Here is a 13,403-nt window from a genome sequence, read left to right on the forward strand (position 1 = left end):
GCCCAGGCATCTCTTCGGGGGCTAGGGAGGTTTTTCCGCAGGGTCACAGACAGGCGACAGTTGTCAAAGGCATAACTGAACGACACAGTTCACCAAACGAGACACGCAGGCGACAGCCTGCAGCAGACCACAACAGGGAGAGACCAATGTCCGCACAGATGCAACAGATCGTTTTGGCCAGCCGCCCCGAGAGCGCGCCCACAGAGAATTTTCGCCTCGAGAGCAGCCCACTGCCGCAGCCCGGCGAAGGCGAAGTTCTTGTAAAGGTGCACTATATGTCGCTGGACCCCTATATGCGCGGACGTATGGATGATGCCAAATCCTATGCCGCCCCGGTGCCCATTGGCGGCTGTATGGAGGCCGGTGGCGTTGGCGAAGTGCTCGCCTCAAACAGCCCCTATTTCGAGGTTGGTGATTTTGCCTTTGGCATGTTCGGCTGGGCCAGCCACGGCTGCCTGCCCGCCAAAGAGCTGCGCAAGCTGGACCCGAAACAAGGCCCGATCACTGCCGCCCTCGGCGGTTTGGGCATGCCAGGGTTTACCGGATGGCATGCCTTGTCGGCCTATGGGCGGCCCCAGGCCGGGGAAAATCTGGGTGTTTCGGCCGCCACGGGCCCTGTGGGGTCCATGGTGGGACAGCTGGCCAAAAAGGCAGGCCTGCGCGTTGTTGGCCTCGCGGGGGGCGCGGACAAATGCAAAATGGCGGTTGAGACCTTTGGCTTTGACGCCTGCCTGGATCACCGGGCCTACGGCGATGCCCGCGCGCTGCGCAAAGACCTGAAAGAGGCCTGCCCCAAAGGCATCGACGTCTATTTTGAAAACGTCGGCGGCAAGGTGCTGGAAGCGGTTCTGCCACTGATGAATATCAATGGCCGCATCCCGATCTGCGGCATGATTGCCTGGTACAATGCAGGCGGTCTGGGCGAAGGCGCCAGCGATCAGGCTCTCACCGGGCCAAACATCTGGCGCAACATCCTGGTGAAGTTCCTGTCGGTGAATGGCTTTATCATCTCTAACCATTTCGACCGCTACCCTGACTTCCTAAAGGAAGTGGCCCCCATGGTCGCCAAGGGCGAGCTGCATTTTGCAGAAGATATCGCCGAGGGTCTGGAGAACGCCCCTGCCGCCTTTATGTCGATGCTGACCGGCGGCAACACCGGCAAGCAGATCGTCAAGCTGGTCTGATTGAGATCCTGAAATGCCTGGCGCCCCGCCCAAGATCACGGCTGGGGCGCAGGCACAGCTCTATTGCTGCTGCAGCTTTCGCGCCTCGACCTTGGCCAGACGGATGAGCTCCTGCATATAGGGTTTATCCCGGTCATCACTGCGTATGGCGGCATAAAGACTGCGGGTGATGCCGCCTTTGGTCAGGGGGCGCGTCACATAGTCCGAGGAATATTTCACCTCGCGCACCACCCAGTCCGGCAAGACAGAAACCCCGCGATTTGACGCAACCAACAGCAGAATGACTGCGGTGAGCTCGATCTGGCGAATGCTCTTTGGCTCTACCCGCGCCGGGATCAGCAACTGGCTGAACACATCAAGTTTGGTTTTATCCACCGGATAGGTGATCAGGGTCTGGTCGACAAAATCCTCGGCGTCGATATAGGCTTTCTTGGCAAGCGGGTGCTGCGAGGAGGCGACAAACACCGCCTTATAATCAAACAGCTCGATGAAATCGACACCGGGAATATCTTCGGGGTCTGACGAGACCACCAGATCCACCTCCTCTTTCAATAAGGCCGGCAGCGCGTCAAAGGCCAGGCCCGGACGAATATCAACATCCACGTCAGACCAGCTTTTGCGAAAGCCTTCGAGCACAGGAAACAGCCATTCAAAACAGGCGTGACACTCAATGGCGATATGCATCCGCCCCGCATGACCATCGCGCAACGAGGAGAATTCCGCCTGGGTCGCCTCAACCTGCGGCAGGACCTGCTCGGCCAGGCGCAACAATCTGAGACCCGCCGCCGACAGCTTCATCGGCTTTGAGCGCCGCAGGAACAATTCCACCCCGGCCTGATCTTCCAGGCCTTTGATTTGATGGCTCAGCGCGCTTTGGGTGATATTGAGCTGCTCTGCCGCCCGGGCCAACCCACCGGCCTCATGAATGGCTTTGATGGTGCGCAGGTGGCGAAACTCGATATGCATTACTTCAACTCAGCTCATGTTGTTCTTGAGAATTATGAAATTGTCTCACAATGCCGCACGTGCAACAAGGGGTGAAATCCACTGGAGATCAAAGTCATGACGAGCCCCGAGATTTCATTTGAGTTTTTCCCGCCGCAATCTCTTGAGGCCTCCTTTCGGCTCTGGGACACTGTGCAAACTCTGGCGCCGCTTGATCCACGCTTTGTGTCGGTCACCTATGGCGCTGGTGGCACCACCCGGGATCTGACCCGCGATGCGGTCAAAACACTGCACTCGTCTTCTGGTCTCAATGTTGCAGCCCACCTCACCTGTGTAAATGCCAGCAAGGCCGAAACCCTTGAGGTGGCCGAGAACTTTGCTGCGGCCGGTGTCAATGAAATCGTCGCGCTGCGCGGTGACCCGCCAAAGGGCTCAGGTGAGTTCACGCCGCATCCCGATGGCTTTGCCAACTCAGTAGAGCTTATCGAAGCCCTTGCGGAGACAGGAAAATTTACCCTGCGCGTTGGTGCCTACCCGGATCAGCATCCCGAGGCGGCAAATGCCCAGGCCGATGTTGACTGGCTAAAGCGCAAATTGGATGCCGGCGCCACTGAGGCGCTCACGCAGTTTTTCTTTGAGGCGGAGACCTTCCTGCGGTTTCGCGATGCCTGCGCCAAGGCCGGGATTGATGGCGACACACTGGTCCCCGGTATTTTCCCGATTGAGAACTGGAAAGGCGCCCGCAATTTTGCCAAGCGCTGCGGCACCGTGATTCCAACCTGGCTGGATGATGCCTTTGACAAAGCCGTGCGCGATGACCGTCAGGATTTGCTGGCCACGGCTATCTGCAGCGAGCTCTGCTCTGATCTTCTGGAGGAAGGCGTGCAAAAGCTGCATTTCTATACGCTCAACCGCCCGGAACTTACCCGCGATGTCTGCTTTGCCCTTGGGCTTACGCCAAAGGTCTCCTTGGAGAACGTAGCGTAAAGCTTGTTGCCACCTCAGCCCGCCCGTTAAGGTCATTCCAAAAAGGAACGCACTGAGGCGCCTGCCTCTGAGTATTCCGTTGGAAAAGCACAAAAGGGCCGTGACATGGTACTCGCAAAATCTCCTGATGATCTTTTGTCGGTGGCGCAAATCACCCAGATGTCGGGGCTGGAATTCATGCAGGGCATTCTTGACGGACGCCTGCCCGGCCCGCCCATTGGCGCGCAGATGAACTATACCCTGCATGAGGTTTGCGAAGGCCGCGTGGTGTTTCGCGGCACGCCAGAGTTCTCGGTGACAAACCCGATGGGCACCGTGCATGGTGGCTGGTACGGCACCCTGCTGGACAGCGCCATGGCCTGTGCCGTGATGACGGCCGTGCCAAAGGGGTCAGCCTATACAACGCTGGAATACAAGATCAATATCCTGCGATCCATTCCGCTTGGCACGACCGTAGATTGCGTTGGCGTGATCGACCACGTTGGCCGTTCAACCGGTGTCGCCCATGGCGAAATCCGCGGGGTGCAAGACGGAAAGCTCTACGCGACCGGCTCAACCACCTGCATTGTAATGAATATCTCTGGCAAGAAAAACTAGCGAGACAGCTCAGGCAGTCTCTCGGCAAGGAAAGGCCTGACAACCTGCCCCCCCTTGCTCTTTTGCTTCAGGGGGAAACAGAAGATCTGGCTGGCGGTCTGGCAGGGAACCTAGGGAGCATTCCCCGTCAGGCCAGATAGTCGGCTGGTCTGTTTTTTGTGCATCTCACCCCCCTGAACGCTGTTGTGCAGTCTCTCACTGGGATCCAGCCCAACCTGACGCTTACTGCGCAGCAAAAAGATCTTGCCCCAGCCCTGCCAGGTTCCGATTGACGGTGCCTTGGGATTGACGGGAAACCGCATACGCCAGTCTTGCGGCAGAGGCAGGTCGCAGTCCTCGGCCCTCTCAAGCATCCAGACCAGTGGCAGATTGGACAGAGGCCGCGCCTCTTCACGCCCGGCCAGCTGGCCGCCTATGTCGCCATGTGCACCGTGAAACCAGACCTGTTCAATCCGCCCGTTCCAGCCCTTTGGGCAGACCCAGAGAACCGGTTTGAAAACGTCGCGGGTCTCGTCCAGCGCCAGCGCGTGATAGCCATTTTTAACATGGTCGCCAAGTTCATGGTTGTGAAACGAATGGCGGCTCTCTGCCCAGCGCCACAAGAGCGGCAGGCGCAGGCCCAGCGCCTTTACCGTGTCCCAGGCCCCTATCATCTTTATGTCGGCCTTGCTGTGACAGAAAATCCTGCGGAAATCAGCGGCAATCTCAGCAGAGCCCGCCTGCTTGTAGTGCCGGTAGGCGGTGCGAATATTGCGTTCTGTGGCATGCTCCGCCCGCAACAGGCCGACTTCGCCAATCACGCCAGCCAGCGAGCGCACCGCATAGGCCCCGCGCGAATACCCCATCAGATAAATGCGGTCGCCGGGCCGGTAGCGCGAGGCCAGATAGCCATAGGCCCGGCGGATCTGACGATTGATGCCACGTCCCATCATGACATCCGGCGCACTTGTCCAGCCGGTCCATTGCACCCCGGCCTCATAAAAGACCGAGACCTCGGCCCCCATCTCGCGGCACATTTGATAAAGCCTGCCGGCATGGGTTTCATGCCCCGGCTCCAGGGTCGACATGGTGCCATCCAGAATGATCACATGGGCCTGCGGCCCCCGCAGCTTTGCCTCACCGGAATGCTCCGAGCGCAAGGGGCGCCCGACCCATCCCAGCAGGTATTTGCTAAGCCGCTTCAGTACCATCCTTCAAAGCTTCCCATAGTTTCAGCGGTGTGAACGGCATGTCCACCTGCCGCAATCCACGGTTCCAGGTCGCGTCCTGCACCGCATTGGCCACCGCGGCCAGCGCCCCAACCGTTCCGGCCTCGCCGCAGCCCTTCATCCCCATCGGGTTCTCGGTTGACGGCACCGGCTCGGACGTAAAGCCAATCATCGGCACATCACGGGCGCGTGGCATCGCGTAGTCCATAAAGGAGGCCGTCAGCAGCTGGCCCTCATCATCATAGACCACATGCTCCATCATCGCCTGTCCCAGCCCCTGGACCACCCCGCCATGCACCTGACCTTCGGCCAGCATCGGGTTGATCAGATTGCCAAAATCATCAACCACCGTATAGCGGTCCACAACAGACACCCCGGTCTCCGGGTCAATCACAACCTCGGCAATATGAGCGCCGTTCGGAAACGAGCGCCCAGGCAGCTGCGCCCGCGCCGCGTGACGCAGCAACTCAACACGCCCCTGCGCGCGGGCCATGTCGGCCGCCTCCAGCATCGACGGCGTAAGGTTAGAGCCGGGCGCCCGGAAGGTCTCCCCATCAAAATTTACAGCCTCTTCTTCGACACCCATTTCCTCGGCCAGGAACGGCGTAAAGGCTGCAACCATCACATCCACCGTGGCCAGCGTCGCATTGGCCTGGGTGGTCACCGAGCGCGACCCACCCGTGCCGCCGCCTTTGGCAATGCGGTCGCTGTCGCCCTGAATGGTCGAGATCATCTCGGCGGGAATACCCGTCTGGGCCGCCAGGAAATGGGCATAGACAGTCTCATGCCCCTGCCCGTTGCTTTGCGTCCCCACGTAGATGTTCACCCGGCCATCCTCAAGAAATTCCACCTCTGCACCTTCCGAAGGATCACCCAAAATACTTTCGATATAGTAACACAGACCAACGCCACGCAGTTTTCCGTCGCTTTCGTCTGCCGCACGCCGCGCGGCAAACCCAGCCATATCCGCCTCTTCAACGGCACGCGACAGCACCATATTGAACTCGCCCACATCGTAGCTTTCGCCGGTCACGGTGGCATAGGGGAAGTTCGCAGGAGCAATAAAGTTCCGCAGGTGCAGCTCAAACGGATCCACGCCCAGCGCGCGCGCGGCCCGGTCCATCACCCGTTCCAGCACATAGATCGCCTCGGGGCGCCCAGCGCCACGGTAGGCATCAACCTGCGTGGTATTGGTATAGATCCCCTCCACCTGCAGCCAGGCGGTTTTGATATCATAAACCCCGGCCAGCACCCGGCTGAACAGCAAGGTCTGGATCGGCTGGCCAAACTGCGAGTTATAGGCCCCAAGATTGCAGCGGGTCTGCACCCGGTAGGCGGTGATCTTCAGGTCCTCATCAAAGGCCAGTTCACCCAATGAGGTCAAATCGCGGCCACCGTTGTCACTGAGCATCGCCTCAGTGCGATCCGACATCCAGAACACCGGCTCTCCCAGCGCCATTGTGGCATGTGACAGCACAAAATATTCCGGATAGGTCATCGCCTTCATGCCAAAGCCGCCGCCGACATCGGGGGTGACCACATGAACCTGTGCCTCTTCCAGGCCAAGCTTGTCGACCAGCTGCGCCTTGGCGGCCCAGACGCCTTGCCCACCATAGGTAAAGTGCAAACGCCCCTCTTCCCAGCTGGCAAAACAGCCGCGTGGCTCGATCGGGTTGACGATGACGCGATTGTCCTCGACCTGTAGCGCCACGGTATGGGCTGCCGCGTCAAAGGCCGCCTGGGTTGCGGCCTCATCGCCCATCCCCCAGTCAAAGGCGCTATTGTCAGGTGCCTCGGGGTGCAGCGGCTCTCCGCCCGCCTGCAGGTCCAGCTTGACCGGCAGATCCTCAATGTCGAGCACGATCAGCTCGCCTGCGTCGCGGGCCTGATCCAGTGTCTCGGCAATCACCACGGCAATTGGCTCACCAACAAAGCGCACCCGCTCGCCTGCCAGCATATGGCGCGCAGGCGCAGCCCCGTCACTGTCGTCGCGATTTTTCACCACAGTGGCATCCATGGTGGTGGTCAGACCCGCCGCCTGCAGGTCTGCCAGCGTGACAATCATCCGCACCCCGTCAGCTGCGCGGGCCTCGTCGAGGTCAAGCGCGGTGATCGTGCCATGAGCAACGGGGCTACGCAAAACCCAGGCCCGCAAAGCGCCCGCAGGAGCACAGTCTTCAATGTAGTGGCCATGACCGGTCAGAAACCGGACATCCTCGACCCGTTTGACTGGCTGACTTTTCCCAAATTTTTCCATGCTCGCCCCCTGTTCGCGCTGGCTGGTGCTTTCCAAGGGGACATTAGCTTCAGACGCGCGCTTGTCCAGAGAGCTCTATCACCGTCGCCACGTCAGAGAGACCATAACCATTGAACTCGTGCTCATGGCGGAAGAATACGCGCCCAAACCGGGGAAGAGAACATAATCGCCTGTTTCAGCATCATCAGGCAGCGGCAGGCCATCCGGCAGCCGGTCCAGACTGTCACAGGTGGGACCAAAGACCACCCGAGGGCGACGGTCTCCGGCGCGATGCCTGCCCGCACTGCTCACCACCTCAACCCGGCCCGGCAGGCCCATGTCGCGGATATCCACCAGGCCGCCATAAATCCCGTCATTGAGAAAAAGCACCTCACCGCCCCGGCGCATACCCTTGATCCGGGCCGCCAGGGTAAAGGCCTCGGACACCATGGCGCGCCCCGGCTCACAAATGAGCTGCGGTGGCTCAGAGCCAAAGGCCTCGGTAGTTGCCTGATTGATGGCGGCAAAAACCTTATCCAGATCCGGCGCCTGCCCATCCCGGTTGGCGGCAAAGCCCCCCCCCACATTCAGCCGCGCGATACTTACGCCGGAGGCCGCAACAATCTCCTTGGCGGCGTGAATGTACTGTACCCAGGCTGCGGCATCCTCGCATTGGGTGCCGGGATGGAAACAAAGCGCCGGCGTCCAGCCTGCGACCGCGACACGCTGCAGCAACGCAATCGCCTCTTCGGGAGAGGCGCCAAATTTGCTGCCAAAATCATAGGCCGCGCCCGCTACCGGCAGGGCAAAGCGCACCGCGATTTCCTTATGGCGCGGCACCGCCTGCAGCTTGTCCTAGCTCAGTGAGCTCATCCACCGACCAGCTGGCCACATCATAGGCAATGCCGGCCTCAACCTCGGCCTGAGAGCGGACCGGATTATTGTAGTGCAGTGCGGCGTCCGGACTGGCGAGGCGCACCGCCTGCATCTCAAGCGGCGAGGCGACATCAAAGGCATCAATGCCTGCGGCCACCAGATTGGACAGAACCGCCTGATGCGGATTGGCCTTTACCGCATAGGTCACCAGCCCGTTAAAGCCCGCCTGAAACCGCTCGGCCACCTGGTGCAGCACCCGTGGCGAGAAATAGAGGACCGGCTGGTCAGGCCTGCGCCGCGCCAGATGTGTTTCAGGGTCAAGCCAAAGGGGGGGAATCTGCTGCATCTGGGAAAACCTCATGTGTTTCCCTCAGTTTCCGACGCTTTGGCGTCGATTTCTCCCGGCACTCCGCCTAAAGTGACGAAAAATATCGCCATATCGCAGGAAGATCATGCAAAACGACGAAACCGACCAACGCCTCCTGGCCCTGTTGCGCGAACAACGCCCGTCGCCCGGTTGCAGATCTGGCCCGCGCTCTTGGCCTGGCCCGCACCACGGTGCAGGCGCGCATTGAGCGGCTGGAAAACACCGGGTGATTCAGGGCTATACGCTACGCAGCTCTGCCGCCATGCGCCCGCCGCTGCAGGCAACGGTGCTTATCTCGATTGAGCCACGCGCGGGGCCAGAGGTGCTTGCGCGCCTGCGCAGTCTCTCTGGGGTCGAGGTGGTACATACCACATCCGGCAGGTTTGACCTTTTGGCGCAGGTGGTGGCGCAGACCACGGCAGATCTGGATCAGACCATCGACCGCATTGGCGAGGCGCGCGGTGTGAAATCCTCAGAGAGCCTGATCCATCTGGCCACCAAACTGGACCGCACCACCTAGCTGGCTGCCCGCCTAGCGACACCTGCCTGCCTGAACGCAGTCACGCGGACTTTGGTATTTCAGCGACCATACCGCGCCATCCCTTTCCCTTTCTCTTTCCCTTTGCGCGCCCATTCGTTATTGGGGTCGCCAACCCCCTATTCAACCGACGCAGGACGACCCTCATGGCAGACAAGACATTCGACGCGGCCGAAGCAGAAAGCCGCCTTTACAAAGCCTGGGAAGAGGCGGGCTGCTTCAAGGCAGGCGCCAATGCCAAGCCCGAGGCCTCGGCCTATTGCATCATGATCCCGCCGCCAAATGTCACCGGCGTGCTGCATATGGGCCATGCCTTTAACAACACGCTGCAGGACATCCTGATCCGCTGGAAGCGTATGCAGGGCTTTGACACCCTCTGGCAGCCGGGATGCGACCACGCCGGTATCGCCACGCAGATGGTTGTCGAGCGCGAACTGGCAAAGACCCAACAGCCCAGCCGGGTTGAACTGGGCCGTGAAAAATTCCTCGAGAAGGTCTGGGAATGGAAAGAGCAGTCCGGCGGCACCATTATTGAGCAGTTGAAGCGCCTTGGTGCCTCCTGCGACTTTGACCGCACCGCATTCACCATGGCCGGCGCTGCCGGGGACACCCGCGTGGGCCACGAGAATTCGCCCAATTTCCACGACGCCGTGATCAAGGTCTTTGTTGAGATGTACAACAAGGGTCTGATCTATCGCGGCAAGCGTCTGGTAAATTGGGATCCGCATTTTGAGACCGCAATCTCGGATCTCGAAGTCGAGAACATTGAAACGCCGGGCCACATGTGGCACTTCAAATACCCGCTCGCAGGTGGTGCCACCTATACCTACATCGAGAAGGACGAGGACGGCAACGCCACCCTCGAAGAAGAGCGCGACTATATCTCTATCGCCACCACACGGCCCGAAACCATGCTGGGTGACGGCGCGGTTGCAGTGCATCCATCTGATGAGCGCTACGCGCCCATCGTCGGCCTGCTGTGTGAAATCCCCGTCGGCCCCAAGGCGCAGCGCCGTCTGATCCCGATCATCACCGATGAATACCCCGACAAGGATTTTGGATCAGGTGCGGTGAAGATCACCGGCGCCCATGATTTCAACGACTATCAGGTCGCCAAACGCGGCGGCATTCCGATGTATAACCTGATGGACACCAAGGCGAATATGCGTGCCGATGGCGCGCCCTATGTTGAGGAAGCCGCAACAGCGCAGGCGATTGCCAATGGCGAGGCCGCGTTCACCGAGGCCAGCATCGCTGCGATGAACCTGGTGCCGGAAGAATACCGCGGTCTGGACCGGTTTGAGGCCCGCAAACGCGTGATTGCTGATATCACCGCCGAGGGTCTGGCTGTGATGGTGACCGAGACCAAAACCGTAAAGGATGACGAGGGCAACGAGACTGAGGTTTCAGAGACCGTGCCCTATGTCGAGAGCAAGCCGATCATGCAGCCCTTTGGCGACCGCTCCAAGGTCGTCATTGAGCCGATGCTGACCGACCAGTGGTTTGTTGAGACCGACAAGATCGTCGGCCCCGCACTGGATGCTGTCAAAGACGGCACCGTCAAGATCCTGCCGGAGTCGGGCGAGAAGACCTATTACCACTGGCTGGAAAACATCGAGCCCTGGTGCATCTCGCGCCAGCTCTGGTGGGGCCACCAGATCCCGGTTTGGTATGGCTTTGACCTGTCTGGCGAGGGGTTTGTCGATGATGAAGGCGATGGTGCGCTGGATCTGGTCGAAAGCCTCCGGCTACTGTGGGAACAAAAACTACTGATAGGTGATGAACCCAACCGCTGCGCACCAGACTTTGGCAGCGTTAAGTCACATTTCGACGATATCCTGGTTGGTCTGCCCACCCCGCTTAACCACGCCAATGTGGTCGAAGTCGAGACCCGTGCCGAGGCCATCAAGCTATTCGCGGCCGCCCTGGCTGAGTATGAAACGACCCAGGACCCGACCAAACTGGCCTATCCCATCTGGCGCGACCCCGATGTGCTGGACACCTGGTTCTCCTCTGGCCTCTGGCCCATTGGCACCCTGGGCTAGCCCGAATGGACGGAAGAGACCTCGAAATACTTCCCGACCTCGACGCTGGTCACGGGGCAAGACATTCTGTTCTTCTGGGTCGCCCGCATGATGATGATGCAGATGGCGGTTCTGGATCAGGATCTGCCGGTCAAGGAACGCATCCCCTTTGACACCGTCTACCTGCATGGGCTGGTGCGCGACGCCAAGGGCAAGAAGATGTCCAAATCCACCGGCAACGTGGTGGATCCGCTGGAAATCATTGATGAATACGGCGCCGACGCGCTGCGCTTTACCAATGCTGCCATGGCCTCACTGGGGGGCGTGCTGAAACTGGATATGCAGCGCATCGCCGGTTATCGCAACTTTGGCACCAAGCTGTGGAATGCGGTGAATTTCGCCAATTTCAACGAGGTCTATGACGAGACAAAACCCGGCTACACCTGCCCCGACGCAAAAGCAGCCGTCAACCAGTGGATCATTGGCGAGACCGCCAAGGTCCGTGTTGAGGTCGACGCAGCATTGGAGGCTTACCGCTTTAACGATGCCGCCCTCAACCTCTATGCCTTCGTCTGGGGCAAGGTCTGCGACTGGTATATCGAGCTTTCTAAACCGCTGTTTGGCTCGGAAGACGCAGCCGTGATCGCCGAAACCCGTCAGACGAAGGCTGGGTGCTGGATCAATGCATGGTGCTCTTGCACCCTATCATGCCCTTCATCACCGAAGAGCTGTGGGGCAAGACCGCCAAGCGCGACACCATGCTGGTGCATCAGGACTGGCCCACATATGGGCTTGAGCTGGTCAATGAGGCGGCCGACACCGAGATGACATGGGTGATCACCGTGATCGAAAACATCCGCTCGGCCCGGGCTCAGATGAACGTGCCTGCAGGTTCCAAGATCCCTATGCTGGTGACGCAGTTTGATGAGGCGGCCCGCGCCGCCTGGGAGGCCAATGAAGGCATGATCAAAAAACTAGCCCGCGTGGTCAGCCTTGATCAGGTCGAAAGCTTCCCCAAAGGCTGCGCCAGCGTCGCCGCACCGGGGGCCAGCTTTGGCTTGCCGCTGGCAGAGATCATTGATGTGGACGCCGAAAAAGCCCGTCTTGAAAAAAACCTCGGCAAACTTGCCAAGGAGTTGGGCGGTTTGCGCGGCAGGCTAAACAATCCAAAGTTTATCGCCTCGGCGCCGGATGAGGTTGTGGTAGAAGCGCGCGCAAACCTGAGCCTGCGCGAAGAAGAAGAAGCCACAATCAGAGAGGCACTGTCACGTCTGCAAGAACTTGGCTGAGGCTCTGGTTGAGGCCCCGGTTGAGGCCCTGACGGGCCTGCACGCACAGATTCAAGATACTGGAAACGCCCGCCGAGTTGCGGGCGTTTTTCGTGCAGAGCGCCTTTTTATGGAAATTTGCGAAAAGCTCTCCTACTTACGGGGAAAAAGCCTATCAGCGCACCATTGTCTTTGCGCCAATTCTGTATCAGCTTGTCCCAAGTTACCGGAGGGAGTTTCAAAAATGCCAAAAGGCTATTGGGTTGCACATGTCGATGTCGACGACATGGAGCGCTACAAAGACTATGTATCTGCCAATGCGGCGCCTTTTGCCGAATATGGCGCCAAATTTCTGGTCCGTGGCGGCGCAAAAGAAGTCCGCGAAGGCAAAATGCGGGCCCGCACCGTTGTGATTGAATTCAAGGATATCGCTACCGCAAAAGCATGTTATGATTGTGTTGCCTATCAAGATGCCAAAGCGCTGCGCGATCCGGTTGCAACCGGTGACATGGAGATTATCGAAGGCTATGACGGCTAAAAATGAGGTGCAGGTTTGACATGACTCCGCGTAGCATTTGCGCCAGTCAACGCGTCACTCTGCGCCGCCCTTCCGGGTCTGTCTGTCCGAGAGATCCATCCAACGCTGATTGAAATCCGGCCCTGCAGGTTTGCCAATAGCCCCGGCCACAAACTGACGGAGTGTCACGCGCATGCTCAAAAAGCTCTTTCAGGCCTTCCGGCCCACTGAGACCCCGGCCTTGCCGGATCCTGACGCGGAACTGGCCTTGGGGGCATTGCTTGTGCGGGTGGCGCAGTCGGATCGTGATTATAAGCTGGAAGAAATCAGCCTGATTGATCGCATTCTGGCGCGGCTCTACCAGCATGACGCCATTGAGGCTGCCAAGGTGCGGGCCACCTGTGAAAAACTGCACTCTGCCGCCCCGGAAACCGATACCTTTGGCCGCCTGATCCGGGAGACCACGGGGCTGGACGAGCGCCTGGCGGCCCTTGATGCCCTGTGGGAGGTCGTCTTGGCGGACCAAAACGAACATGAGGGTGAGGTTCGCATCCTTGAGGAAGCCTACAAGGCAATGGGACTCTCCTTTGCAGATAACGAAGCCGCACGCGCCAAAGCCCTGGCCAAACTTGTGACACGCTTAGAGAACGAGTGAT

The 13,403-nt window shown here is 59.5% G+C and carries 8 protein-coding genes and 3 pseudogenes; 7 read left to right on the forward strand and 4 right to left on the reverse strand.

Annotated elements, in window-relative coordinates:
• The first annotated feature begins 146 nt into the window (after window positions 1–146).
• On the forward strand, window positions 147–1,184 hold the full coding sequence (locus B4968_RS04570) for an NADP-dependent oxidoreductase (RefSeq protein WP_083097022.1): 1,038 nt from the start codon (window positions 147–149) through the stop codon (window positions 1,182–1,184).
• A gap of 60 nt (window positions 1,185–1,244) precedes the next feature.
• On the opposite strand, the gene B4968_RS04575 is transcribed toward B4968_RS04570, so the two are convergent.
• Window positions 1,245–2,150 (reverse strand): LysR family transcriptional regulator, encoded by a 906-nt coding sequence (locus tag B4968_RS04575; protein WP_083097024.1) that lies wholly within the window; start codon window positions 2,148–2,150, stop codon window positions 1,245–1,247.
• Between the two features lie 96 nt (window positions 2,151–2,246).
• On the opposite strand from B4968_RS04575, the gene metF reads away from it, so the two are divergent.
• Window positions 2,247–3,116, forward strand: a complete 870-nt coding sequence (metF, locus tag B4968_RS04580; RefSeq protein ID WP_083097026.1) for a methylenetetrahydrofolate reductase [NAD(P)H] — start codon at window positions 2,247–2,249, stop codon at window positions 3,114–3,116.
• A 105-nt stretch (window positions 3,117–3,221) separates the two neighbouring features.
• The gene (locus B4968_RS04585; RefSeq protein WP_083097028.1) at window positions 3,222–3,713 is read left to right on the forward strand and encodes a PaaI family thioesterase; all 492 of its coding nucleotides are present in this window, start codon (window positions 3,222–3,224) and stop codon (window positions 3,711–3,713) included.
• 110 nt (window positions 3,714–3,823) lie between these two features.
• On the opposite strand, the gene B4968_RS04590 is transcribed toward B4968_RS04585, so the two are convergent.
• The 3 genes and pseudogenes from B4968_RS04590 to B4968_RS04600 form a co-directional block, all read right to left on the reverse strand.
• Window positions 3,824–4,903, reverse strand: coding sequence for a T6SS phospholipase effector Tle1-like catalytic domain-containing protein (locus B4968_RS04590; RefSeq protein WP_083097030.1), 1,080 nt, complete (start codon window positions 4,901–4,903; stop codon window positions 3,824–3,826).
• Window positions 4,884–7,178, reverse strand: a complete 2,295-nt coding sequence (locus B4968_RS04595; RefSeq protein WP_083097032.1) for a xanthine dehydrogenase family protein molybdopterin-binding subunit — start codon at window positions 7,176–7,178, stop codon at window positions 4,884–4,886. Before B4968_RS04595 ends, B4968_RS04590 begins: the two co-directional genes overlap by 20 nt.
• A 49-nt stretch (window positions 7,179–7,227) precedes the next feature.
• Window positions 7,228–8,379, reverse strand: a pseudogene (locus tag B4968_RS04600) (type III PLP-dependent enzyme).
• Between the two features lie 106 nt (window positions 8,380–8,485).
• Between B4968_RS04600 and B4968_RS04605 the strand changes: the two are divergent.
• From B4968_RS04605 to B4968_RS04620, 4 genes and pseudogenes are all read left to right on the forward strand, one after another.
• Window positions 8,486–8,920: pseudogene (locus tag B4968_RS04605) on the forward strand (Lrp/AsnC family transcriptional regulator).
• Between the two features lie 164 nt (window positions 8,921–9,084).
• A pseudogene (locus B4968_RS04610) lies at window positions 9,085–12,251 on the forward strand (valine--tRNA ligase).
• A 223-nt stretch (window positions 12,252–12,474) separates the two neighbouring features.
• Window positions 12,475–12,768, forward strand: a complete 294-nt coding sequence (locus tag B4968_RS04615) for a DUF1330 domain-containing protein (RefSeq protein ID WP_083097034.1) — start codon at window positions 12,475–12,477, stop codon at window positions 12,766–12,768.
• Window positions 12,769–12,940: 172 nt separating this feature from the next.
• Window positions 12,941–13,402 carry a tellurite resistance TerB family protein gene (locus B4968_RS04620; protein ID WP_083097036.1) on the forward strand — a complete coding sequence of 154 codons (462 nt, stop codon included), beginning with the start codon at window positions 12,941–12,943 and terminating at the stop codon, window positions 13,400–13,402.
• Window position 13,403: the final 1 nt, after the last annotated feature.

It is taken from the genome of Pseudophaeobacter leonis, from assembly GCF_002087335.1.
GTDB classification, from domain to species: domain Bacteria; phylum Pseudomonadota; class Alphaproteobacteria; order Rhodobacterales; family Rhodobacteraceae; genus Pseudophaeobacter; species Pseudophaeobacter leonis.